Origin of the sequence: Streptomyces sp. XH2 (assembly GCF_049725035.1) — a bacterium.
In the GTDB taxonomy this organism is placed as follows: Bacteria; Actinomycetota; Actinomycetes; order Streptomycetales; family Streptomycetaceae; genus Streptomyces; species Streptomyces roseoverticillatus.
Window position 1 is genome coordinate 46389 of sequence record NZ_JBMMMZ010000009.1, and the last position, 22112, is coordinate 68500.

Consider the following 22112-nt stretch of genomic DNA (forward strand, 5'->3'; position numbering starts at 1 on the left):
ACACGACCCTGTGACATGACGCTCTGACATGACCCCGGTGGTGCGGCCCCTGCGGCACCACCTCTGTGACACAACTGCTGTAACACTCGCGATGTTAAGAACAGGTTCCAGTTTTCACAAGACCTCGCCTCAGCGGCCGTCGAGCTCCGCGACGAGCCGCTTCGGGGCGATGGTCCGGTAGCTCTCCTCCACCCAGTCGCACAGCACGTCCGGCGGGGCGCTCTCGCCGGTGAGCGGGATCGACACCCAGCCGTGCCTGCCGAGGCCGTAGCCCGTGGGCGCCGCGCCCGGCACGGCCAGGGCGTGGCCGTGCACCTCCTCGTCCTTGAGCTTGACCGAGATGCCGGGCGACTCGGTGTTCCCCTCGGCGCCGAGGAAGACGAAGATCTTCTTGTTGACCTTGACGACGGCGTCCTCCTCCCAGGGGAACTCCTCGACGGTGCCGGGCAGCGAGAGTGCGAATTCCCTCACCTTCGCGCGGGCCTTGAGGGGGACGGACAGGGCCATGGGGTGCCTCCGGGAATGTGCGCGTGCGCCGCGGTGCCGCGGTGCGGTGTCGCGGTGTTGCCTCGTTGTCCGTACACGCTAGCCCGCGGGACTGACATCGCCCGGGATCACAGCAGCCCGGCCTCCGCCAGGTGGTGCCGCACGGCGTCCACGGCCGTGCCGGGCAGGGGGCGCTGCGGCGCGGCCGTCGCCGGGCAGCCGATGACGCCGAGCAGGTGCAGGGCGGCCTTGAAGCCGCCCAGGGCGGACGCGGTCGGGCTCATGTCGCCGTGGCCGCCCGACTCGGCCAGCGCGAACAGGGCCGCGAGCCGGTCCTGTTCGGCGGCCGCCTCGGCCCAGCGGCCGGCCCGGGCGTGCTCGTACAGCCGTACGTAGCCGGCCGGGTCCACGTTGCCCAGCCCGGGGACGACGCCGTGAGCACCCGCCAGCAGCGCCGCGTCGACCGCCAGTTCGGAACCGGTCAGGACGGCGAAGGTGCCGTCCAGGCCGCGCCGGCGCAGCCCGACGAGGAACCGGCGCAGCGCGCCGAGGTCGCCGCTGCTGTCCTTGAGCCCGGCGGCGGTCCCGTCCTCGGCCAGGGCGAGAAGGGTCCCGGCGTCCAGCTTGGTGTGGACGGACTGCGGGATGTCGTACGCGAGGAGCGGTAGTCCGGCACCCTCACGGATGCGGCGGAAGTGGTCGCGGACCTCCACCGGGTGGGTGGTCACGTAGAAGGGTGCGGTGGCGACGAGCGCGTCCGCGCCCAGCGCGGCGGCGGCGCGCGCGTGGTCCAGGACGCGGGCGGTGGTCATGTCGATGACCCCGGCGAGGACGGGCACCCGGCCGGCGACCGCGTCGACGGCGGCCCGCAGCGCGGTGCGCCGCTGGGCGTCGCTCAGGCAGGCGGTCTCCCCGCTGGACCCGAGCACGAACACGCCGTGCGCACCGGCCGCGAGCACGTGCTCCACGAGGGACTCCAGCGAGCGGGTGTCGACCTCGCCCGAGGGGGTCAGGGGCGTGCAGAGCGGCGGGACGACACCGGACAGGGGAACGGGCAGACCCATGGCGACCGCCTTTCCGGCGCGATGCGGTGCGCCGAGCCTTCGGAAGGGGCGAGCCCAGTATGTCGGCGCGGTGCGCCGCCGTGGGGCCGCTCCGCCGCCGGGGCGGGGCGCGCGCCGCCCCTTCAGCCCGCCACCAGCCCCTTCAGCGCGCGGCGGCACAGGGCGTCCGCGGCCCGCGTCGTCTCCGGGAGGCGGTAGGCGGGGGCCAGGGCGAGGGTGTGGGCGGTGGCGTTGCCGAGGCTCGTGCGATGGCCGACCGAGACGAAGACCGGTTTGACGCCGGGCCGGGTGCGCAGGGCCCGGCCCACTTCCTCGTCGCCGTCGAGGAGGGGCGAGGTGTCGCCCCGGTGGGGCCCGGGGGCGTCGTGGCGGAAGGTGAAGGGGTTCTTGGCGACGCCGATCGTGGGCAGGCCCGTGACGACGCCGAGGTGGCTGGCCAGGCCGAAGCGGCGGGGGTGGGCGAGCCCGTAGCCGTCGCAGACGACCAGGTCCGGGGTGACGCCGAGGCGGTCCAGGGCGGCGAGCACGGTGGGGATCTCGCGGAAGGCGAGCAGGCCGGGGACGTACGGGAAGGCGACCCGGCCGACCGCGGTCGCCTCCTCCACGACCTGCAGGGTGGCCGTGTCCAGGGCGACGGCGGCGGCCACGACGACGTCCCGCTCGTCGTCGTAGGCGACGTCGACGCCGACGGCCACGAGGGGCTCGCCGGGCGGCGGCCCGGGCTCACCGAGGACGACGCGGCCCCGCAACTCGTCCTGGAGGGCGGTCGCTTCCGCCTCGGTCGTGGGCCAGCCGGGGGGTACGGTGACGGGTTCCGTCTGTTCTGCTGCGCTCATTGTGCGGCCACCGTACCCGGCCCGTAGGCTGGCGATCATGTTCGTACTGGAGCTGACCTACATCGCGCCGATCGAGCGCATCGACGCCGCCCTCCCCGAGCACGTCGCCTGGCTGGACGCGCACTACGCGTCCGGGGTCTTCATCGCCTCCGGGCGCAAGGTGCCGCGCGACGGGGGCGTCATCCTCGCCCTCGGGGACGACCGGAAGAAGATCGAGGAGATCACGAAGAGCGACCCGTTCACCGTGGCGGGGGTGTGCGAGTACACGATCACCGAGTTCATCCCGACGAAGACGGCCCCCGCCCTGGAGGCCTACCGGCAGGAACTGCCGTCCTGACGCCTGCCCGGGCCAGCCGCCCGGCTACCGGCCCGGCCGTGCGGCGAGCCGGGCGAGGCGCCCCTTCTCCCCCGCGGCCCAGCAGCCGCCGTCCGGCGCGCAGTCCACGGTGTCGTACGAGCCGGTGTCGAAGCCGCGCCAGGTGCGGCCGCCGTCCGTGGTGACGTCACTGCCCGTGGGCCCGACGGCGAGCGCCGTGGTGCGGCTGCGGGGCAGCCAGGCGACGCCGGAGCGGTAGGCGGCGGGCGGCTCGGCCGCCGCGGTCCAGGTCGCGCCGCCGTCGCCGCTGACGGCCGCGGCCCGTTCGGAGGGCTGCCCGGCGCGGTAGTCGCCGCCGACGGCCAGCCCGTGCGCCCGGTCGCGGAAGGCCAGGCCGAAGACGCCGCGCGCGGGGTCACCGGCCGGTACGGACGTTCCGGTGACGGTCCAGGTGCGGCCGCGGTCGGCCGAGTGCAGGACGCGGGAGGACGCGGCGCCGCCGGTGGCGATCCAGGCGTCGCGGCCGCCGGCCCGGCCGCGGGCGGTCACCACGCACTGGCCGCTCGCCGCGAACGCCGCCTCGCCGGGGAGCGCCTCCGGCATGCCGGAGGCGGGCAGGACGCGCCAGCTGCGGCCGCCGTCGCCGGTCGCGAGGACGCGGAACCTGCCGTCCACGGGGTCGCCGAGCGCGATGCCGTTGCGGGCGTCGAAGAACGCCAGGCAGTCGTAGAACGCCTTCGGGTCGGTGTTACGGAAGGTCTCCGTCCAGGTGGTGCCGCCGTCGCCGGTGCGGAAGACCCGGGAGGCCTGGCCCTCGCCGATGGCCAGGACGACGGCGCGCCGCGCGTCGAACGCCTCCACGTCGCGGAACTCCAGGGCGCCGGCGCCGGGCGGCGAGACGTTTCGCCAGCTGCGGCCGCCGTCGCGGGTGAGCAGGACCGTGCCCTTCGTGCCCGCGGCCCACGCCGTGGTCCGGCTGACGGCCGCGAGCCCCCGGAAGCGGGCGTCGCTGCCGCTGACCCGGCTCTCCCACGCGGGGGCTTCGCCGGCGGCGGGGGCCTGGGCGGCAGCCTGGGCGGGGGTGACCGCGGGGGCCTTGCCGGCGGCTTGCGCGGAGGTGACCGCCGGGGCCGCGAGCGCGAGTGCGGTGCCGCACAGGGCGGCGGCGAGGGTGCGTAACGTCGTCAGTGTCGGTCTCATGGCGGCGCAAGGTAGCACCTGCGGGGCGGGGCGGCACCGGCTCCGTCGCGGTTACGCGGCGGAGGGACCGCTCCGGCCGACGGCCCGGGCCCTCCCTCGCACCCGTGCGTCCGCCGCGACGGGAGATGCGCTGACGGCTGTCGCCAAGACGTTCACGGATGGATGCGGCGAAGTACGGCACCGCCGGTCCGCGCCGTCGCGGCGGGAACCTCCCTGACGGCCGTCGGCATCGAAGCGGCCGGGCGGCGCACCGGGAGTGCGGAAACCGTCCAACGTTCATCCTTTCGGCCGGGGCGGAATGGCTGTACGGGCGATCCGCCACTCCCCTCCCATGCCTAGCGTGAAGCGCATGACGCCGACGACGCCGACATCCATGCCGTTCGCCCTCGCCGGAAGCGCGCCCCTGAGCCGGCGCCGCCACGGCTGGCTGCTGGCCGGGCTGTGCGGGCTGTGGCTGCTGGAGGGCCGGCTGCTGTCCCGGGGCGCGGTCTACCCGGGGCAGACCGGCGCCCACCACGCCCACCTCGTGGTGTGGGCCGCCGGGCTGCTGGTCGTCATGTGCGTGCTGCCCTGGGCGCCGCTCACCCTGCGGGCCGCGGCGGCCGTGGGCGTGTCCTGGACGGCGACCGGGTACCTGATGGCGGCCGGGCTGCACCTGCCCGTCTGGGGGCTGACGGAGAGCGCCGCCCTGCTCGTCCTGCTCGCCCTGGTGGCGTGGCGGGCGCCGGTGCGGGCCGCCGTGCCGGCGGGCGTCGCCCTGGCCGCCGGGGTCCTGGTGGCGCCGGTGCGCGACATGCAGGTGCCGGGCACGGCCGTCGTCGTCTACGCCCTCGTCGTCGCCGGGGTGACCTCGGCCGGTCTGTGCCTGCGCTACCGGGACGCCGAGCGCGCCCGGGCCGTGGCCGCCGCGCGCGACGCGGAGCGGCTGGAGCTCGCCGGCGAGCTGCAGGACTTCGTCGCCCACCACGTCGCCGCGATGACCCTGCTGGCCAAGGCCACCGGCACCGTCGCCGAGGACGAGCGGGTCGCCGCATCCCTGCGGGACATCCAGGCGGCCGGCGACGAGGCCCTGACCTCGGCCCGGCGGCTGCTGCGCGTCCTGCACCAGGACGCGCCCCACCGCGCGCCCCTGCCCGGGCTGGACGGGGTGCGCGAGCTGGTCGACGACTTCCGCCGCACGGGGCGGGGCCCCGTACGGGTCGACCTGCACGTCGACCCCGGTTTCGGCGCCGGGCTGCCCCCTGAGCTCGGCGCCTCCGTGCACCGGATCGTCGGCGAGGGGCTGGCCAACGTGGCCAAGCACAGCCCGGAGGCGTCGGCCGTGCGCGTGACGCTGCGCGAGGCGGAGCGGAGCCTGTTCGTCTCGGTGCGCGACGACGGGGCCGCGGGGCAGCCGGCGCAGTGCTCGCCGGAGGACACCGGCGGGCTGGGTCTGGTCGGGCTGACGGAGCGGGCGGACGCGATCGGCGGGTCCCTGACGGCGGGGCCCGTCCCGGGCGGTGGCTGGGAGGTATTGGCGGTACTGCCGGTGCAACGGTGAGCAGAGCGACCAACGGGCAGGGATTTGATGGCTGATACGGCAGTTGTCTTTTCCAATCCAAGGAGCGTGACGCAGCTCACGCTCGAATCATGTGCACTGCAGCGATCGAACCGCCGTCTCTCCTGACGGCGTCTCTCCGGTGGGCGGCCCCTTCCCGGGCCGGCCGGCAGGAGAAGCACCGCCGCACCACCACCGCAAGGCCCCGCACCACCGCAAGGAACCGCAAGGAACCGCACGTCACCGCACGGAACCGCACCACGTCACAGCGATCGCGAGGGAGCACGCGTTGTCCACTGTCATCGACCAGGCTGTCCAGGCACGGCTCATTGCGTCGGCCCCGCAGGACCGCGCCGTCCCCGCGCAGCTGCGCTACGAACCCTCCGATCCCTTCGCCGTGCACATCGGCTTCCCCGCCGCGGCCTCCCTCGACGGGGCCGACGTGGAATGGGTCTTCGCCCGCGAGACGCTCGCCTGCGGCCTGATCGCGCCGACCGGGGGCGGCGACGTCCACGTGTGGCCGTGCGGGCCGGACCGCACGGTGCTGGAGTTCCACGCCGTCGAGGGCGTGGCCATGGTGCAGATCGACACGTCCGAGCTGCGGCGCTTCCTCGCCCGCTCCTACGCGCTGGTGCCCGCCGGCAGCGAGGGCGGCCACCTGGACGTGGAGGGCGACCTGGCGGCGCTGCTGCGCGACGCCTGACGCCAGCGGAGGGGCGTCAGGTGACGTAGCCGGCGTGGACGTCAGGGCACGTACGCGGTCCAGTCGGTCCCGGGGAGCTTGTGGGGGCGCCAGGTGCGGGCGTACGGCGGGAGGTAGGCGTCGGCGGGATCGTAGAGGACGGCCATGGGCATGCGGCGTGCGGTACGGGCCAGGGCCGCGTCCGTCGTCGAGCGGTTGTTGCCCATGGTCTGGGCGGAGGCGCAGCCCGCCGCGTAGGCGACGGGCTGCGCCCGGGGGCCCGTGACCGTGCACGGGGCGGACAGGCCGAGGCGCCGCAGGCCCTCGGCCGCGCGCCGGTAGCGGACGGTGGTGTCCCGGGCGTCCGCGGTGTTGACGCGCAGCTCCTTCAGCTGCACGGAGAAGTGGGCGGCGAGGACCGCGCACAGCGCCGCGGCCACCGCCCACCGCCGCGGCCCGGCGCGGAAGGCGGCCGTCGCGCGGGCCGCGAGGTCCGCCACGGGCAGGGCGAGCAGGGCGTAGGCGGGGAGCAGGAAGCGGGGCGCGGAGTAGTCGAGCAGGAGCAGGTACGGGGCGGCGAGGGAGAGCGCGCAGGCGGCGGGGAGCAGGACGGCGGCCCGCGTTTGCCTCCCGGCCCGCGTTCCCTTCCCGGCCGGCGTGTCCCTCCCGGCCCGCGTGTCCCTCCGCAGGGCCAGGGTGCAGGCCGCCGCCACGAGGACGGGGAGCAGCAGCCACCACAGCGAGTGCGTGACGGACGGGTTCGCGATGCGGCAAGGGCGGCACAGCTGGGGGCCGTTGAGGCTGCGGCGGGCGGCGGTCAGGCCCGCGCCCAGGTGCGCGCCCATGCCGCCCTCGGTGTCACTGGAGTCGGCGAGCCGCCGCGCGATGCCGCCGAAGCGGACGTACGCCTCCACGGCCCACTGCGCGCCGCCCGCCGCGAGCCCGCCGAGGACCGCCGCGGCGACGCGGGGGCGGCGCCAGGCGCGTACGGTCGCGCAGGTCGCCAGCAGCGGCAGGGCGAGCCAGACGGCGTCCGGAGCGCGGAGGAGGGCGGCGGCGGCGAGGGCGGCGGCGAGGCCGGCGAGGGTACGGACACCGGCACTCCGGCCGTCGGCGTTGTCGCGGGCGCGCAGGAAGAAGCCGGTCGCGGCGACCGCGGCGAAGGCGATCCAGAGGTTCGGCATCACCTCGGGCCCGCTGAGGACCGTGATCCACAGCCCGGCGAACAGGGCCGCCGCGAGCGCCGTGCGGCCCCTGCCGAGGAGGGGCCGCCAGACCGCGAACGCCCCGTACAGGGCCGCCGACGACAGCAGCGCCAGCGTCACGCGCAGGGCGGTGGTGGACGGGGTGAGTGCCACGACCGGTGCCGCGAGGAAGCTGATGCCGCGCGAGCGCGGGGCGCTGAAGTACGCCGCCGGGCTGCGCGGGTCGACCTGGGAGAGGTAGACGCTCTCGTCCCAGCCGAGGTTCATGTGCGCGACGGCGTAGCACAGTTGCAGCACGGCGTAGGCGGCGGCCACGGCCGCGAGGGGCGGGACGGTGCGGCGCATGCCTCCTCTTCTACCGCATCTTCCTCCACCGCATCCGCTACGGGCGGGCCGCCGACGCCCGCTCGTACGACGCGGCGATCTCCGCCTCCGCGGCGGCGCGGTCGGCCCAGCGGGCGCCTTCGTCCACGGACTTGCCGGGTTCCAGCTCCTTGTACACCTCGAAGAAGTGCTGGATCTCCAACCGGTCGAACTGGGGCAGGTGCCGCAGGTCCCTGACGTGCTCGTGGCGGGGGTCGCCCGCGGGCACGCACAGCACCTTGTCGTCCTCGCCCTGCTCGTCGCGCATCCGGAACATCCCGACGGCCCGGCAGCGGATCACGACGCCCGGGAACGTGGGCTCGCCGGCGAGCACGAGGGCGTCGAGGGGCTCGCCGTCCGCGCCGAGGGTCCGCTCGATGTAGCCGTAGTCGGCGGGGTAGCGGGTCGAGGTGAACAGCAGGCGGTCCAGCCGGATGCGGCCGCGGTCGTGGTCCATCTCGTATTTGTTGCGGCTGCCTTGCGGGATCTCCACGACGACGTCGAACTCCACGGGGCACCTCCGGTGGGGGTCTGCCGGGCGACGGGCCCATCGTGTCGTGGTTCGGCCGCAGTGGCCATACCTCCTCGCGGAGGGCGCCCGCGTGCGTACGGCCTGCCGGCCCGGCACCGCGCCGCACCGCGCCGCGCGTTCGCGGGACACGTACGAATGGCCGCCGGCCCGGCACCGCCGAAACGCGCCGTAGCAATTGATCGCCATTGCGGCGGGGGAACTTTCCGGCCCAGCGCCGCATGTCGGCTGCCCCGGCGCCTTCTTCCGCCGCAACGGCGATCAACCACCGCGACGCGACCCGGCGGCGCCCGGCCGACAAGCACCCGCAGACAGCCCGTCCGGCACCGCCGAAACGCGCCATACCAACTGACCACCATCGCGGCGGAAGGAACTCCCCGGCCCGGAACCGCATGTCGGCTGCCCCCGGCGCATTCTTCCGCGGCGGAAGAGGCAGCCGGGATGGTAGCGAGACGCGCCGCGGCTGCCCCGGCGGCGCGCCGGGGCATCACCCGCCGCGACGGCGATCAGCCACCGCGGCGCAACCCGGCGGTGCCGGGCCGCCCATTGCCCGTAGGTGCCCCGCGCTCCACGCGCGCGTCGCGCAATGGCGCGCCCTCGGCACCGTGGGGCCGGTCCGCACCGTGAGTGCGGGTTCCCGGGCCGGGGGGAGGCGGCTCAAGGTCACCACGCCCGCCGTGGCGAACCCGCCGGCCAGCACGGCGAGGACACCGCCCGCCACCCCGTAGCGAAAGGTTTCACCGAGCACGGCCGTCCCGACGGCCGCGGCGACCACGGGGTTCACGATCGTCACCGTGGCGAGCGGCGCGGCCAGGCCCGCGCCGCGGTAGGACGCCTGGGACAGGAGCATGCCGGCCGAGGCGAGGACGGCGGTGGCGAGGAGCGTGGGGACGAGGGAGCCCGTCTCGTGTGCGGTCCAGTCCTCGGCGGCGGCCTTGGTGAAGACGGAGCCCATGCCGAACGCGGCGCCGGCGGCCGCGGCCAGCGCCACTCCCCGGACGACGGCCCGCCGCGCCCTCCGCGCTCCGAGCGCCAGGACCGCGGCCCCGGTCAGTACCGCGGCCGCGAGGAGGGGCCGCTGCGCGGCGTCGAGGGTTTCGGCGCGCGGCGGCCCGGTGAGGGTCAGGAGCCCGGCGAGGCCGCCGGTCGCGAGGAGGGCGCCGCGCCAGCCGGCCGGGCCGACGGGTCTGCGGGCGAACACCGCCGCCATGGGCAGCGCGAAGACGATCGTGAGCGCGCCGAGGGGCTGGACGAGGCTCAGCGGCCCGTAGGCGAGGGCCACGACGTGGAGCGCCGCGCCGAGCCCGGTCAGGGCGACCGCGCCCCACCAGCCGGGGCGCCGCAGCGGGCCGCGGGCCCCGGGCCCGTCCGCCGTCGTGGCGGCGACCCGCTCCTGCACGATGGCCGCACCCGCGTAGGCCACTGCCGACACCAGGCAGAGCAGGACCGGCAGCAGGAGCGCACTCATGCCCTCCACGATGCCCCGCCGCGCCGGATCCGTCGTCGTCCCGGGGGACGGACCTGCGTCTCCTACCAGCGGAGTACGGGATACCTGAGACGTACGGGCAGTCAGCCGGGCGGCCGGCGTCCGCCGGTGGTTACTCCCGCGGGAGTAGCAACCACCCCGCTGCACCCGGCGGATTAGCTTCCGCTTCGGTCTGCGGGCCGACGCACGGGGCGCTTCGCGCCGGAACCCTGGAAGGGTCAGCGAACTCCGGCTTCGAGGAGGCGGCGAGCACATGGCCCCGGCGGCGGACACGCAGCAGAAGGAGGGCCGGGAGCGACCGGCCCGCGAAGGCAAGGCGAGGCGGCGCGCCCTCCCGTGGGCGGTGATCGCCTTCTGGATCGTGATCCTTGCGGTCACGGCGCCCTTCGCCGAAAAACTCAGCGGCGCCGCACGGGACCGTCCCGTGGACTACCTGCCGGCCAGCGCGGAGTCCACCCGGGTCGAGCACCTCCTGCAGAAGCTGCCGGGCGGCAACACCTCCGACGCGCTGCTGGTGTACCACCGCGACGGCGGGCTGCGCCCCGCGGACACCAAGGCGGCGCAGGAGCACCTGAAGAAGATCGCGGGGCGCTACGAACTGCGCGGCGGCGACAAGCCGCCGACCGTCGTGTCCAAGGACGGCGCCACGTCGATGACCGCGCTGTCGGTGAGCGGCCTGGCGGACGCCTCCGCGCAGGGCAAGGCGGTCGACGGCATCCGGGACATCGTCAAGGAGGACAAGCCCGAGGGCCTGAAGGCCGAGCTCGGCGGGCAGGTCGCCCTGATGTCCGATCAGAACGAGGTCTTCCAGTCCATCGACGGCGTGCTGCTGCTGGGCACCGCGGGCGTCGTGGCGGTCCTGCTGATCCTCATCTACCGCAGCCCGTTCCTGTGGCTGGTGCCGCTGGCGGTGGTCGGTGTGGCGGCCTCGGCCGCGATGGCCGGCGTCTACGGGCTGATCAAGGCGTTCGACCTGACGGTGACGACGATGAGCACGTCGGTGATGACGGTGCTCATCTTCGGCGCGGGCACCGACTACGCCCTGCTGCTGGTGTCCCGCTACCGCGAGGAACTGCGCCGCATCGAGCAGCCCTACGACGCGATGAGGTCCGCGATCCGCGGCTGCGGCCCGGCCGTCCTCGCCTCGTCCGGCACGGTCGTGGCGGGCCTGATGTGCCTGATGGCGGCGGACCTCAACAGCAGCAGCGGCCTCGGCCCGGTCGGCGCGGTGGGCGTCTTCTGCGCGCTGACGGCCATGCTGACGCTGCTGCCCGCGGTGCTGGTCCTGCTGGGCCGCCGCGTGTTCTGGCCGATCGTCCCGGCGTACGGGGCCGAGGCAGCGCACCGGCGGTCGCTGTTCGCGGCGATGGGCAACTCCGCGTCCCGCCGTCCGGGCCTGGTGCTGCTGTGCGGCGTCGCGGCGCTCGTGGCGCTGTCGGTCGGCGCCGTGAAGCTGCCGGGCACCCTCAAGCAGGAGGACGCGTTCCTGAACAAACCCGACTCGGTCGCCGCGATGAACTCGGTCGCCGCCGCGTTCCCCGACGCCAGCAGCCTGCCGATCACGGTGGTCACGCGCACCCCGCAGGCGGGCGAGGTGGAGAAGGCCGTCAAGGCCACGAAGGGCGTGGCCACGGTGCAGCCGGGCCGCAGCGGCGAGGAGCGCACCGAACTGCAGGTGTTCTCCGTGGCGAAGCCGGAGTCTGCCGGCGAGAAGAAGACCATCGGCGCGCTGCGGGACGCGGTGCACGACGTCAAGGGCGCGCAGGCGATCGTCGGCGGCCCGACGGCCCAGCAGATGGACCTCGACACCACCAACGCCGACGACCGGCGCAAGGTCATCCCGCTGGTGCTGGTCGCGGTCATGCTCGTGCTGATCGCCCTGCTGCGCAGCCTGGTGGCGGCCGCGGTGCTCGTGCTCGCCGTGATCGCCTCGTGGGGCGCGGCGATGGGGCTCAGCGGCCTGGTGTTCGGCCCGGTGCTGGGCTACGAGGGCCTCGATCCGAGCCTGCCGCTGCTGACGTTCGTCTTCCTCATCGCGCTCGGCGTCGACTACGGCATCTTCCTGATGCACCGGGCGCGCGAGGAGCGGCTGAACGGAGCGGGGCCGCAGGAGGCGGCGCTGACCGCCCTGCGCACGACGGGCGGGGTCATCACCTCGGCCGGCATCGTGCTGGCGGCCACGTTCGCCGTGCTGGCGACGCTGCCGCTGGTGGCGCTGGTCGAGATGGGCTTCATCATCGCGGTCGGCGTGCTGCTGGACACCTTCCTGGTCCGTACCTATCTGGTCACCTCCGCAAGCCTGTTGCTGAAGAGGTGGATGTGGTGGCCCGGGAAGCTCTCCCGGGGTTCCATGGATTCGTGATGCCGTCCCGGGACCCGGTTGCCCCCTTGATCGCGCGACTGCTGCTGCCGCGGCACGCCATCGCCCGGCGCAGCGTCCTGCTGCAGGACTTCGGCATAGCACTGACCGTGCTCGCCGTGCAGAGCGTGCTGTTCGTCGTCACCTCGCGGCGATCACTGGACCTCCCGGGCTGGGCCCTCCTCACCGGCGCCGCGCTGTCCCTGACGGCGCGGCGCCAAGCGCCGTGGCTCACGGTGCTCGCGGTGGCCTGCATGAACGGCCCGTTCTACCTGCTGGGTTACCCGCGGGCGGCGGTGCTGCCCGCGGGTCTGGTGGCGTTGTGCACGCTCGCCGTGGTCGGCCCGCCGCGGCGCAGCTTCCTCACCCTGGGCGGCATCTACGGCGTGGCGACCGCCGTGATGCTGGCCCTGGGCAAGGGCCACGAGATCGTGCCGACGCTGGTGAGCGCGGGCTGGATCGCCGACGTCGTCCTGATCGGGGAGGCGGTGCGCCTGCACCGCAACTACGTGGGGGCGATCGTGGAACGTGCGGAGCGCGCCGAGCGCACGCGCGAGCGGGAGGCGGCGCGCAGGGTCGCGGAGGAGCGCGTGCACATCGCGCGCGACCTGCACGACCTGCTGGCCCACAGCATCACCCTGATCGGCGTGCAGACCGCGGTGGCGGCGCACGTCCTGGTCGCCGACCCCGAGCGGCTCGACCGCACGGCGCTCGCCAAGGCGCTGGACGGCATCGCCGACACGTGCCGGGACGCCCGCGCGGAGCTGCGCGCGACGCTGGAAGTGCTCCGCGGGAACGATTCGGCGGCGTACGGGCCGCTGCCGGGGCTCGACGGGCTGCCCGACCTGGCGCGGGCCGCGGAGGCGGCGGGCGCGCGGGTGAGCCTGAAGGTGCACCTGGGGCCGGTGGAGACGGCCGCGGAGCGCAACGGCACCGCCTCGGCCGCCGCGGCAACGGCCGTCCTGGCCCCGGCGGTCGGGGCCGCCGCGTACCGTATCGTGCAGGAGGCCCTCACCAACGCGGTCCGCCACGGCGGGCCCGCGGTCCGCGTCTGGGTGACCGTGGCGCGCGGCGAGGGCGACGGCTCCCTGCGCGTCACCGTGCTCGACGACGGCGGCGCGGAGGCGCCGGTGCGGGCCGCCGTGCCGGGGAACGAGCCGAACGGCACGGGCGGTTACGGCATCGTCGGCATGCGCGAGCGCGCCCGCAGCGTCGGCGGCGGGCTGCAGGCCGGCCCGCGGCCGGGCGGCGCCGGGTTCGCGGTCACCGCCGTCCTGCCTGCCGCCCCCGTGGACGGGGCCGTCCTCACGTGAACCCCCGCGCACCGGCGCGTGCACCCGTCAGTGAAACGACCCGTCTCCGCCCCACGGGGCGCGGGTCCCACCCCGAAGGATGGCCGATGACAGCAGCACCGAGTCCGGCGGCACCGTGCTCCCCCGGGGGGAGGGCTCGCCGATGAGCACGCAGCAGCAGCCGATCCGGGTCCTGCTCGCCGACGACCAGCGGCTCGTCCGCTCCGCCTTCGCCATGCTGGTGGACACCGCCCCGGACATGGAGGTCGTGGGCGAGGCGGGCACGGGCCGGCAGGCCGTCGAGCTGGCCCGCAGCGCCCGCGCCGACCTGGTGGTGATGGACATCCGGATGCCGGATCTGGACGGCATCGAGGCGACCCAGCGCATCGCCGCCGACGAGGACATGGCAGGCGTGAAAGTGCTCGTCCTGACGACGTACGACACCGACGAGTACGTCATCGACGCGCTGAGGGCGGGCGCCTCGGGATTCCTGGTGAAGGACACCCGGCCGGCGGCGCTCCTGGAGGCGATCAGGACCATCGCCGCCGGGGAGGCGCTGCTGTCGCCCGGCCCGACCTCGCGGCTGATCGCCCGGGTGCTGCGGGCGCCGCGGGCGGACATCCCGGCGAGCTTCGTCACGGGCGGCCTGGCGGTGCTGTCGGTGCGCGAGCGCCAGGTGCTGACGCTGGTGGCCCGGGGCCTGAACAACGCCGAGGTGGGCGATGTGCTGGGGCTCAGCCCCCTGACCGCCAAGACCCATGTCAGCCGCATCATGGGCAAGTTGTGCGCCCGCGACCGGGTGCAGCTGGTCATCGCCGCGTACGAGGCGGGCCTGGTCACGCCGGGCTCGGCACCGGGCGGAGCCCCCGGCAACGGCGTCTGCTCTTCCTGAAGCCGGGCTGAAGAAAACGGACGCCGCACCTACGCCGCGCTGCCGAGCGGAGCGCCGTGGCCCCGTCCTCCGTGCGTTGACGCCGCGTTGAGCCGGGCGGGCGCGCGCCTCAATGAACGTACGGGGGCGGGCGCCCGGCTCCGCCATCCGTTGAGGGCGGAAAGGGGCCGGGGGATGGATGACGCCAGTTGTTCCGCGTTGCGAGGATTGGGCGCCGAAAGGGGGAAAAGCCGGTACCGGCTTCTGTTCTGATCTCCGGCGGAAACCGCTGTGTGGGGGAATTTCGTGCAAATTGAAATACTCGGTCCGGTGCGCGTCAGCGCTGCGGAGAGGAGCAGCGACATTCGGGCCAGCAAGGTCCGGTCCATGCTCGCGACCCTCGCCCTCCGGGCGGGGCGGGCGGTATCGCACATGGAGCTCGTCGACGAGCTGTGGTGCGGTTCGCCCCTCGGCAATCCCCGCAACGCCCTGCAGGCGCAGGCGACCAGGGTGCGCAAGGTACTCGAGGCACACACTCCGATGCACCGCACGACCGTCCTGCGGGCCGTCCCGAACGGCTATCTGCTGGACGTGGCGGCGGATTGCGTCGACGCCAACAGATTTCTCGATCTCGCCTCTCGCGGCGGAGCCGCGCTGACCACCGACCCCGAGCGGGCGGCGAGGTTGCTGGAGACCGGTCTGCGGCTGTGGCGCGGCCCGGCACTGTTCGACGCCGGGGAGGGGCTGCGGTGCGCGAGCGCCGCGACCCTCTTCGAGGAGCGCCGGCTGACCGCGTGGGAAGACCTGGTGAGCGCCCGCCTGGTGCTCGGCCGCAACACCCAGGTGATCGCCGAACTGCAGCAGCTCGTCGCGCAGCACCCGCTGCACGAGCGGTTCTGCGAGCTGCTGATGCTCGCGCTGTACCGGTCGGGGCGGCAGAGCGAGGCGCTGGAGCGCTTCCGGCTCACCCGGAAGCGGCTGGACGAGCAGCTGGGCATCCAGCCGGGGGCCGGGCTGCAGCGCCGGCACGCCGAGATCCTGGCCCAGGACCCGGGGCTGGCCCAGCCCGGTGCCCTGTGGACCGGGCGGCGCGAGCCGGCCGTGACCAGCGCGTAGCGCCCTGCGGGCGGCATTCCGGCGTCGTGGTCGCGCGCAGCGGCGGCGAGTGCCGGCCCGCCCGCCGGCCCCGCGTCACCGAAGCCGCCGCGGCGGCGATCAGCCACCGCGGCGGCGACCGGCGGTGCCGGATCCGCCCGAAGCCGGCCCGGCACCACCGAACCGCACCATCGTGGTCACGCGCCGGCCGCGGCGGAGGGATGCGCCGGCCTCCGGCCCTCCTTCATCCGTCCGCCGCCTCCGGCCGACCGAGACACCTGGAGCCGTCCCGACATGCGCAGTAAGCCCGATACACCCCATGACGAACCCGTCGCGATCGTCGGCATCGCGGCGCTCTATCCGGGCGTACGGGGAGCCGACGCCTTTTGGAGGCACCTGGCCGAACCACCGCCGCCGCCCGGGGCGGCGGCCCCGTCGCTCGCGGACATCGAGGTCGACGTCGCGCAGTTCGGCATTCCGCCCGCCCAGGCCGGCGCGCTGACACGGATGCAACTGCTGATGCTGGAGGCGGCGCGGGAGTGCCTGGAGGACGCCAAGGCCGGCGACCGGACGCTGCAGGCCGAGCGGACGGACGTGGTGGCCGGGGTCTGTGCGGGCCTCGACCGGCAGTACGCCAACGCCTTGCGCGTCGAGGGCAGCAGGTACGCCCGCGAGTTGGAACGGGCGCTGACCGCACCGGAGTTCGGCGGGTCGGCCCGTACGGCCGCGCAGGCCGCCGACGAGCTGCGCACCGCTCTCGTACGGCGCCTCGGGGCGTCGCCGCACGACCGGGTCGGGGAGATGGCCAGCACCATCCCGGCCCGGATCGCGAGCGCCTTCAAGCTGCGGGGCCGCACCCTGGCCCTGGAGTCGGCCGACGCGACGTCGTTCCTCGCCCTCGCGCACGCCCTGGACAGCCTGCGCGGCGGCCTGTCGGAGGCCGTTCTGGTGGTCACGGGCCAGCGCGAGGAGGGGCCGTTCCTGCGGGCGGCGCTCGCGGCGAAGGGCCTCGTCGCCGACCGGACGCGGCCGTTCGCCGCGGACGGCGGCGGCTTCGCGCTCGGCGAGGGCGTGGGCGCACTGCTGCTCAAGCGGCTGTCGTCCGCCGTCCGCGACGGGGACCGCGTCTACGCGACCGTCCGCGGCTGTGCGGTGCGCCACGAGGGGCGCCCGGGTGTGTTCCGCTACTCCACGTCCGTGGAGCGGCGCGCCCGGACGGCCCGCGCCGCGCTGGACGCGTGCGGGGCGCCGCCGTCGTCCGTCGGCTACGTGGAGTGCGGCGGCTACGGCGTGGCGCACGAGACGCGCGCCGAACTCGACGCGCTGAAGGCGGTGTACGCGGAGGCCGGCCCCGGCCCCGTGGTCGTGGGCAGCGTGCGCGACCGGCTCGGGCACACCTTCGCCAACGCGGGCCTGGCGAGCGTCACCAAGGCGGCGCTGGCCCTGTACCACCGGCGCCTGCCGGCCCACCTCGCGCAGGCGCCCGAGCCCGGCCCTCCGTTCCGTACGCTGCCGGAGCCGCGGAAGTGGCACCAGGAGGCGGGCGCCGGGCCGCGCCGGGCCGCGGTCAGCGGCGCGTCGCTGACCGGCACGCTCTGCCACCTCGTCCTGGAGGAGCACGACCCGGACACCGCCGGGCCCGCCGCGGAGCGTCCGCGTACCGCCCGTGTGTCCGCCGCCCCGGAGCCCATCGCCATCGTGGGCTACGGGGGCCGCTTCGGGGACGCGCCCGACGCCGACGCGTTCTGGGCCGCCATGCTCACGGGCGAGGACCGCATCGGGCCGCTGCCGGACTCCCTCCTCGACCGCGAGCTCTACTACGAGCCCGGCAGGCTGAGCCTCACGCGCAGCTACACCGACCAGGGCTCGCCGCTGGAGGTGCCGGCGGCGCCCCCGGAGGGGTTGCGCATCCCGCCGCGCCGCTGGGCGGTCATGGACGCCGCGCAGCGGGTGGCCCTGTCCGTGGCCGGCGAGCTGATGGCGCGCCGCGGCCCGGCCGCCGCCGCGCTGCGCGGTCCGGGCCTGGTCGCGACCGGCACCAATCTGAGCCTGTCCCGGGAGCGGCGCGCGGCCGCGGGGCTGGCCCTGGGCGAGGTGGAGTCGGCCGTGGGCGGGCTCGCCGCGCTCGGCCGGCTGGACGCGACCGAGACGGCGACCCTGCTCGACCTGGTCCGCGAGCGGTACGCGGCGGAGCCGGCCCCGCGCGCGCCGGAGGACCTCGACGGTTCCCTGGCCGGCGGCGTCGCGGCCGTGATCGCGGGCGAGTACGGCCTGGACGCCGTTCCGCTGGGGATCGAGGCGGCGTGCGCGTCGTCGCTCGCCGCGCTGGACGTGGCGGTGGGCCGGCTGCGCTCCGGCAGCGTGGACTACGCGCTGGCGGGCGGCGTCGAACTGCCCTGCAACGCCCGGGACATGGTGCTGTGCTCGGCGCTGGGGCTGCTCTCGCACGGGCGGATCACCCCCTTCGACACGGCGGCGGACGGCTTCACGCCGGGCGACGGCTGCGCGCTGTTCCTGCTCAAGCGCTACGCGGACGCCCGGCGCGACGGGGACGCGATCCACGGCCTGGTGTGCGGGATCGGCGCGTCGAACGACGCGAAGTCCCTGATCGCCCCCGACGCGGACGGCCAGGTGCGGGCGATGCGCCAGGCGTTCGGGCAGGCGGGCTTCGACCCGGCCGACGTGGGCTACCTGGAGGCGCACGGCACGGGCACCCGCGTGGGCGACCGGGTCGAGATCGCCGCGGTCGCGCGGGTGTACGCGAGCCCGCACCGGCGGCGGCCGCTGGAGGTCGGCTCGGCCAAGTCGTTCTTCGGCCACACCTTCGCGGCGGCGGGCGGCGCCGGGCTGCTGCGCGCGCTCCACGCCCTGATGACCGGGGTGCTGCCGGCCAACGCGGGCCTCACCACCGTCAGCCCGGAGCTGGACCTGGACCGCGTGCCCGCGCGCGTCTCCACGGCGACCGGGCCGTGGGAGTCCGCCCCCGGGCGGCCGCGGCGCGCGGGCGTCAGCTCCTTCGGTACCGGCGGCATCAACTATCACGTGCTGATCGAGGAACACCTGGACGGGTCACGATGAACTTCGACTTCGACACCGAGACCGCGGAGATGCGCGACATGGTCGTGCGCTTCGCCCGGCGCGACCTCGGCGACGGCACGGCGGCGCACGACCCGGAGGACTTCCGGCGCCGCTGGCAGCTCGCGGGCAAGCAGGGCATCACCGGTGCGAGCGTGCCCGCCGCGTACGGCGGCAGCGGGCTCGACGCCGTGACGACCGCGGCGCTGATGGAGGCCCTCGGCTACGGGTGCGCCGACCAGGGCTTCGCGTTCTCCGTCGCCGCGCACCTGTTCGCGGCCGTCATGCCGATCACCGAGTTCGGCACCGAGGAGCAGAAGCAGCGCTGGCTGCCGCCTCTCGCCTCGGGCGAGGCGATCGCGGCGCACGCCATCACCGAGCCCGAGGCCGGCTCGGACGCCCTCAGCCTGCGGACGCGGGCCGAGCGCAAGGGCGACGCCTACGTGCTGAACGGCAGCAAGTGCTTCACCACCAACTCCCCCGTGGCGGACGTGTTCGTGCTGCAGGCGGCGACGAAGCCCGGGGGCGGCTTCTTCGGCCTGACGACCTTCGTCCTGGCGGCGGGCACACCCGGCCTGACGGTGGGGCCGCGCTACGACAAGGTGGGCCTGCGGGGCTCGCCGATGGCGGACGTGTACCTCACGGACTGCGTGGTGCCGGCGGCGGACGTCCTCGGCGAGGAGGGCTCCGGCGCGGGCATCTTCTCCTCGTCGATGAAGTGGGAGCGCACGTGCCTGTTCGCCACCTACCTCGGGGCGATGCAGCGCGTGCTGGAGTCCACCGTGGAACACGCCCGGGAGCGCGAGCAGTTCGGCCGGGCCATCGGCGGCTTCCAGGCCGTCAGCCACCGCATCGTCGACATGACGGTGCGGCTGGAGTCGGCCAGGCTGATGCTCTACAAGGCCGCGTGCGGGCTGGCCGCGGGCAGCGACGACGAGATCGCGCCCGCCCTGGCGAAGCTCGCGGTGAGCGAGGCGGCCGTGCAGCTCGGGCTGGACGCCGTGCAGTTGCGCGGCGCCCTCGGGATCCTCGGCGGCGAGGCCGAGACGCTGCTGCGGGACGCCCTGCCCTCCCGCGTCTTCTCCGGCACCAACGAGATCCAGAAGAACAATGTCGCCCGCGCACTGGGCCTGGGCGGGCGGCGCTCCCGAAAACTCCGGCAACGGTGAACCGCATCGGAATACAGAAGGGACTTCCGGCATCGTGGACCTGATTGTGCACCGAATTCGGCTCCGCCCCGGCGTCACACCCGGCCGTTTCGAAACATGGGTGCGGGAGACCGACTACGCGACCTGTCCGGAGCTCCCGAGCGTGCTGTCATTCAGCGTGCAGCGGGTTTCCGGTGACCCGTCCGCGCCGGTGCACTTCTTCGAAGTCATCACGGTGCGCAGCCGGGCCGAGTTCGAGCGGGACACCACGAGTCCCGCCTTCGGCCGGCTGGTCGCGGATTTCGGGGAAATGGCCGAGGTGGTGGACGAAATCACCGGGGTGCGGGTGGAGCCCGGATACCGTGCCGGCGTGGGCTGACGGGCTCCGCTCGGCGGCGCCGGCGGGGTCAGGGGCGGCGCTCCGCCTGCCGCTCCATGGCGTCGATCAGCCCCGTCTCGTAGGCGATGGCGACCGCCCGGGCGCGGGTCCCGGCGTCCAGCTTCCGCAGCACGTGGTGGACGTGGGAGCGGACCGTCGTGTTGGAGATCGAGAGCTTCTCGGCGATCTCCGCGTTGGACCGGCCCTGCGCGAGCAGCAGCATCACCTCGGCCTCGCGCGGGGTCAGGGCGCCGGCCGGCGGCGGGGCGGGGGCGGGGGGCTGCTCGGTGCGGAGCTGGTCGAGCGCCTTGCGGGCGGTCAGCGGCGCGACGATGGCGTCGACCTCGATGACCGTCTTGATCATGCGGATGAGTTCCTCCGGCGGGTCCTCCAGGGAGAGCACGGCGCGGACGCCGATGCGCAGCGCCTCGAAGGCCCTGGGCGTCGTGTCGGACCGGGCGAGCAGGATGACCTTGGCCATCCGGGAGAGTTCGGCGAGTTCGTGGGTGTCGTCGATGCTGAGCGCCGGGGCCACGACGACAATGGCGTCCGGCGCCATCTCCTTGGCGGCCGCCACCGTGCTGCGCACGGAAGTTTTCGTATGTGCTTCCAGGCCGTGCTGGCCCAGCAGTGCCTGCATACCCGCGCCCAGGATGAGCTTGTCGCAGCACAGCAGTATGCGCATACTCATCGAGCCTGCTTCCAGTAAACGGAACGGTTCCTAACGGAGTCGCTTCGGGGAGCAGGCGCTATTGTGGCCGCCGGGGTAGAGGGGGTGAAGACCACCCGAGTCCCCCCGCCGGCGGTGCGATGGCTGATTGACGTCATCTCCGTGGCCACGGCTTCCCCCTGAACGTCTCACCCGACTGTACGCCAGCGGCAACTGACGGCCGGGCGTCCCGCCAGGTTTTGGCGGGAATCTGTCACGGTAAAGACGGGGCAAGGGAGCAGTATCCCCGACCCCGCGCCGTACGCGATCCGGGGCTGGCCGGAATGCTCCGCTGCTTTCCCGTCCCCGGTTCAGACCGTGCGGTGGTCCGCAGCGCCGAGACACCGGGGCGCCGGCGGGAAGGCGGTACGGGGCCGGCCCACACGGCTCGCGAAGAAGAGCCTGCCGGAAAGGCCCAGCCGGTCCTGGAGCACCGTGCGCAGGGAGTCGTGCTGCAGGACGACGCTCAGCGGGTGCAGGGCGAGACCCGCGGACGCCGCGTGCAGCCAGTAGTCGGCGATGCGCGCGCCGCCCCGGAAGGCGTCGGCGACCCCGGGGGACTCGTCGGCGAAGTGCATCAGGACGACGGCGGGGGTGCGCCGGACCTCGGCGGCCAGTCCCCCGGCGAGCGAGCGGTCATAACCGAACCGGCACAGGAATTTCATCACCGGCGGAGCGAGTGCGATCCGCTTGGCGAGCCGCTGCCGGGCCGACATCGGTCCGAAAAGCTGCGTCGCGGGGAAGCCGTCGCCGTGGGCGCGGACCGCCGCCGGGCTCCATCGGATGTAGGAGTGCGTTTCCCGCCAGGCGGCCGGGTGGCTGAAATCTATTCCCCCGTGACGGGCCAGGAACTCGGCGAATATGCCACGTTCATGAATCGCCGTCAGGTGCCGGACGGCGATCGCGGGGCCGCCCGCGGGAGTCCGGCGCGCGAGGTCGCGGAGCAGCCCCGGGGCGAGCGGCTCGTCGTCGTACGGGCCGCGGTTGGTGTGCCGGGCACGGGCCGCGGCGTCCAGGGCGGTCAGGCTCTCGGCGGGCTCCCCGGTGCGGCGCAGCGCGGCCGTCCACAGCAGCGACCAGTCGCGGGGCCACGGGCCGCCGGGCAGGCGGGCGTCCGCGGCTCCCCCTGCCTCGTGGGCCCGTTCCCGGACGAGCGCCCAGCCCTGCGCGGCCAGGGCCCGGCAGAGCATGCGCCAGTACGCGGCGCAGCTCAGCCGCATCTCCAGGGTGTGGGCGGGCAGGGCCCTGAGGCTGCGCCGGCGGTCGGCGGCGAGCGCGAGGTAGACGGTGGAGCCGTCGTCGGGGCAGCCGAGCAGGTCGGCGGCGGCGCGGCGGGCCGGCGGGCTCTCCAGGCGGGCGAGCGCCCAGGGCTGGCAGTTGTGCGAGGAGGGGCTGAGGGCGGCGATCGCGGTGGCGCGGCGCAGCGCCTCGGGGAAGGACTCGCCGAGGCCGGGGGTCCGGGAGTGGGTGGGTGTCATGG

Annotated in this window: 19 protein-coding genes; 10 read left to right on the forward strand and 9 right to left on the reverse strand. The window is 74.9% G+C overall.

The genetic code is table 11. From position 1 onward, the window contains the following. Positions 1-129: 129 nt before the first annotated feature. The 3 genes from ACOTKD_RS19325 to ACOTKD_RS19335 all read right to left on the reverse strand — a co-directional run bounded on the left by ACOTKD_RS19325 (position 130) and on the right by ACOTKD_RS19335 (position 2386). Positions 130-507 carry an MmcQ/YjbR family DNA-binding protein gene (locus ACOTKD_RS19325; protein WP_424890218.1) on the reverse strand — a complete coding sequence of 126 codons (378 nt, stop codon included), beginning with the start codon at positions 505-507 and terminating at the stop codon, positions 130-132. Positions 508-614: 107 nt separating this feature from the next. After that, positions 615-1550: a dihydrodipicolinate synthase family protein gene (locus tag ACOTKD_RS19330; RefSeq protein WP_424890219.1), complete on the reverse strand. Its 936-nt coding sequence runs from the start codon at positions 1548-1550 to the stop codon at positions 615-617. A 122-nt stretch (positions 1551-1672) separates the two neighbouring features. Further along, positions 1673-2386, reverse strand: a complete 714-nt coding sequence (locus ACOTKD_RS19335; protein ID WP_424890220.1) for an endonuclease V — start codon at positions 2384-2386, stop codon at positions 1673-1675. 37 nt (positions 2387-2423) lie between these two features. On the opposite strand from ACOTKD_RS19335, the gene ACOTKD_RS19340 reads away from it, so the two are divergent. Then, positions 2424-2723 (forward strand): YciI family protein, encoded by a 300-nt coding sequence (locus tag ACOTKD_RS19340; protein ID WP_030367706.1) that lies wholly within the window; start codon positions 2424-2426, stop codon positions 2721-2723. A gap of 24 nt (positions 2724-2747) precedes the next feature. Here the strand turns inward: ACOTKD_RS19340 and ACOTKD_RS19345 are convergent, their stop codons facing one another. Beyond that, positions 2748-3902 (reverse strand): WD40/YVTN/BNR-like repeat-containing protein, encoded by a 1155-nt coding sequence (locus ACOTKD_RS19345; protein WP_424890221.1) that lies wholly within the window; start codon positions 3900-3902, stop codon positions 2748-2750. 349 nt (positions 3903-4251) lie between these two features. Here ACOTKD_RS19345 and ACOTKD_RS19350 point away from each other — a divergent pair, with 349 nt between their 5' ends. Together ACOTKD_RS19350 and ACOTKD_RS19355 are read left to right on the forward strand one after the other, a co-directional pair. Then, positions 4252-5442, forward strand: a complete 1191-nt coding sequence (locus ACOTKD_RS19350; protein ID WP_424890222.1) for a sensor histidine kinase — start codon at positions 4252-4254, stop codon at positions 5440-5442. Positions 5443-5728: 286 nt separating this feature from the next. Continuing rightward, positions 5729-6142, forward strand: coding sequence for an SsgA family sporulation/cell division regulator (locus ACOTKD_RS19355; protein WP_030367709.1), 414 nt, complete (start codon positions 5729-5731; stop codon positions 6140-6142). A 41-nt stretch (positions 6143-6183) separates the two neighbouring features. Here the strand turns inward: ACOTKD_RS19355 and ACOTKD_RS19360 are convergent, their stop codons facing one another. The 3 genes from ACOTKD_RS19360 to ACOTKD_RS19370 all read right to left on the reverse strand — a co-directional run bounded on the left by ACOTKD_RS19360 (position 6184) and on the right by ACOTKD_RS19370 (position 9686). Then, positions 6184-7671, reverse strand: a complete 1488-nt coding sequence (locus tag ACOTKD_RS19360; RefSeq protein ID WP_424890223.1) for a hypothetical protein — start codon at positions 7669-7671, stop codon at positions 6184-6186. Positions 7672-7708: 37 nt separating this feature from the next. After that, positions 7709-8200, reverse strand: a complete 492-nt coding sequence (locus tag ACOTKD_RS19365; protein ID WP_424890224.1) for an inorganic diphosphatase — start codon at positions 8198-8200, stop codon at positions 7709-7711. A gap of 505 nt (positions 8201-8705) precedes the next feature. Beyond that, the gene (locus ACOTKD_RS19370; RefSeq protein ID WP_424890225.1) at positions 8706-9686 is read right to left on the reverse strand and encodes a DMT family transporter; all 981 of its coding nucleotides are present in this window, start codon (positions 9684-9686) and stop codon (positions 8706-8708) included. A gap of 271 nt (positions 9687-9957) precedes the next feature. Between ACOTKD_RS19370 and ACOTKD_RS19375 the strand changes: the two genes are divergently transcribed. The 7 genes from ACOTKD_RS19375 (at position 9958) to ACOTKD_RS19405 (ending at position 19923) form a co-directional block, all read left to right on the forward strand. Then, positions 9958-12066, forward strand: a complete 2109-nt coding sequence (locus ACOTKD_RS19375; protein ID WP_424890226.1) for an MMPL family transporter — start codon at positions 9958-9960, stop codon at positions 12064-12066. Between the two features lie 26 nt (positions 12067-12092). Then, a complete protein-coding gene (locus tag ACOTKD_RS19380; protein WP_424890227.1) occupies positions 12093-13376 on the forward strand; it encodes a sensor histidine kinase in 1284 nt (427 codons plus the stop codon). A gap of 142 nt (positions 13377-13518) precedes the next feature. After that, positions 13519-14247: a response regulator gene (locus ACOTKD_RS19385; protein ID WP_424890228.1), complete on the forward strand. Its 729-nt coding sequence runs from the start codon at positions 13519-13521 to the stop codon at positions 14245-14247. 366 nt (positions 14248-14613) lie between these two features. After that, a complete protein-coding gene (locus tag ACOTKD_RS19390) occupies positions 14614-15342 on the forward strand; it encodes an AfsR/SARP family transcriptional regulator (protein ID WP_424890229.1) in 729 nt (242 codons plus the stop codon). A gap of 273 nt (positions 15343-15615) precedes the next feature. After that, the gene (locus tag ACOTKD_RS19395; protein WP_424890230.1) at positions 15616-18399 is read left to right on the forward strand and encodes a polyketide synthase; all 2784 of its coding nucleotides are present in this window, start codon (positions 15616-15618) and stop codon (positions 18397-18399) included. Further along, positions 18396-19565 carry an L-prolyl-[peptidyl-carrier protein] dehydrogenase gene (redW, locus tag ACOTKD_RS19400; protein WP_424890231.1) on the forward strand — a complete coding sequence of 390 codons (1170 nt, stop codon included), beginning with the start codon at positions 18396-18398 and terminating at the stop codon, positions 19563-19565. The genes ACOTKD_RS19395 and redW overlap by 4 nt, the downstream gene beginning before the upstream one ends. Positions 19566-19599: 34 nt before the next feature. Next, complete coding sequence (locus ACOTKD_RS19405) at positions 19600-19923, forward strand: RedY protein (protein WP_424890232.1); 324 nt, start codon at positions 19600-19602, stop codon at positions 19921-19923. 28 nt (positions 19924-19951) lie between these two features. On the opposite strand, the gene ACOTKD_RS19410 is transcribed toward ACOTKD_RS19405, so the two are convergent. Both ACOTKD_RS19410 and ACOTKD_RS19415 read right to left on the reverse strand, forming a co-directional pair. Further along, positions 19952-20614: a LuxR C-terminal-related transcriptional regulator gene (locus ACOTKD_RS19410; RefSeq protein WP_424890233.1), complete on the reverse strand. Its 663-nt coding sequence runs from the start codon at positions 20612-20614 to the stop codon at positions 19952-19954. A gap of 329 nt (positions 20615-20943) precedes the next feature. Continuing rightward, entirely contained in the window at positions 20944-22110 is a 1167-nt protein-coding gene (locus tag ACOTKD_RS19415) for a RedV protein (protein ID WP_424890234.1), read from the reverse strand. Positions 22111-22112 lie beyond the last annotated feature (2 nt).

What these genes read in the sequence shown, in the direction of transcription:
- ACOTKD_RS19335 (WP_424890220.1), bottom strand. Translation starts at nt 2,386, where the DNA reads ATGAGCGCAGCAGAACAGACGGAACCCGTCACCGTACCCCCCGGCTGG.
- ACOTKD_RS19385 (WP_424890228.1), top strand. Translation starts at nt 13,519, where the DNA reads ATGAGCACGCAGCAGCAGCCGATCCGGGTCCTGCTCGCCGACGACCAG.
- ACOTKD_RS19330 (WP_424890219.1), bottom strand. Translation starts at nt 1,550, where the DNA reads ATGGGTCTGCCCGTTCCCCTGTCCGGTGTCGTCCCGCCGCTCTGCACG.
- ACOTKD_RS19360 (WP_424890223.1), bottom strand. Translation starts at nt 7,671, where the DNA reads ATGCGCCGCACCGTCCCGCCCCTCGCGGCCGTGGCCGCCGCCTACGCC.
- ACOTKD_RS19395 (WP_424890230.1), top strand. Translation starts at nt 15,616, where the DNA reads ATGCGCAGTAAGCCCGATACACCCCATGACGAACCCGTCGCGATCGTC.
- ACOTKD_RS19415 (WP_424890234.1), bottom strand. Translation starts at nt 22,110, where the DNA reads ATGACACCCACCCACTCCCGGACCCCCGGCCTCGGCGAGTCCTTCCCC.
- ACOTKD_RS19410 (WP_424890233.1), bottom strand. Translation starts at nt 20,614, where the DNA reads ATGAGTATGCGCATACTGCTGTGCTGCGACAAGCTCATCCTGGGCGCG.
- ACOTKD_RS19375 (WP_424890226.1), top strand. Translation starts at nt 9,958, where the DNA reads ATGGCCCCGGCGGCGGACACGCAGCAGAAGGAGGGCCGGGAGCGACCG.
- ACOTKD_RS19350 (WP_424890222.1), top strand. Translation starts at nt 4,252, where the DNA reads ATGACGCCGACGACGCCGACATCCATGCCGTTCGCCCTCGCCGGAAGC.
- ACOTKD_RS19345 (WP_424890221.1), bottom strand. Translation starts at nt 3,902, where the DNA reads ATGAGACCGACACTGACGACGTTACGCACCCTCGCCGCCGCCCTGTGC.
- redW (WP_424890231.1), top strand. Translation starts at nt 18,396, where the DNA reads ATGAACTTCGACTTCGACACCGAGACCGCGGAGATGCGCGACATGGTC.
- ACOTKD_RS19390 (WP_424890229.1), top strand. Translation starts at nt 14,614, where the DNA reads ATGCTCGCGACCCTCGCCCTCCGGGCGGGGCGGGCGGTATCGCACATG.
- ACOTKD_RS19340 (WP_030367706.1), top strand. Translation starts at nt 2,424, where the DNA reads ATGTTCGTACTGGAGCTGACCTACATCGCGCCGATCGAGCGCATCGAC.
- ACOTKD_RS19370 (WP_424890225.1), bottom strand. Translation starts at nt 9,686, where the DNA reads ATGAGTGCGCTCCTGCTGCCGGTCCTGCTCTGCCTGGTGTCGGCAGTG.
- ACOTKD_RS19325 (WP_424890218.1), bottom strand. Translation starts at nt 507, where the DNA reads ATGGCCCTGTCCGTCCCCCTCAAGGCCCGCGCGAAGGTGAGGGAATTC.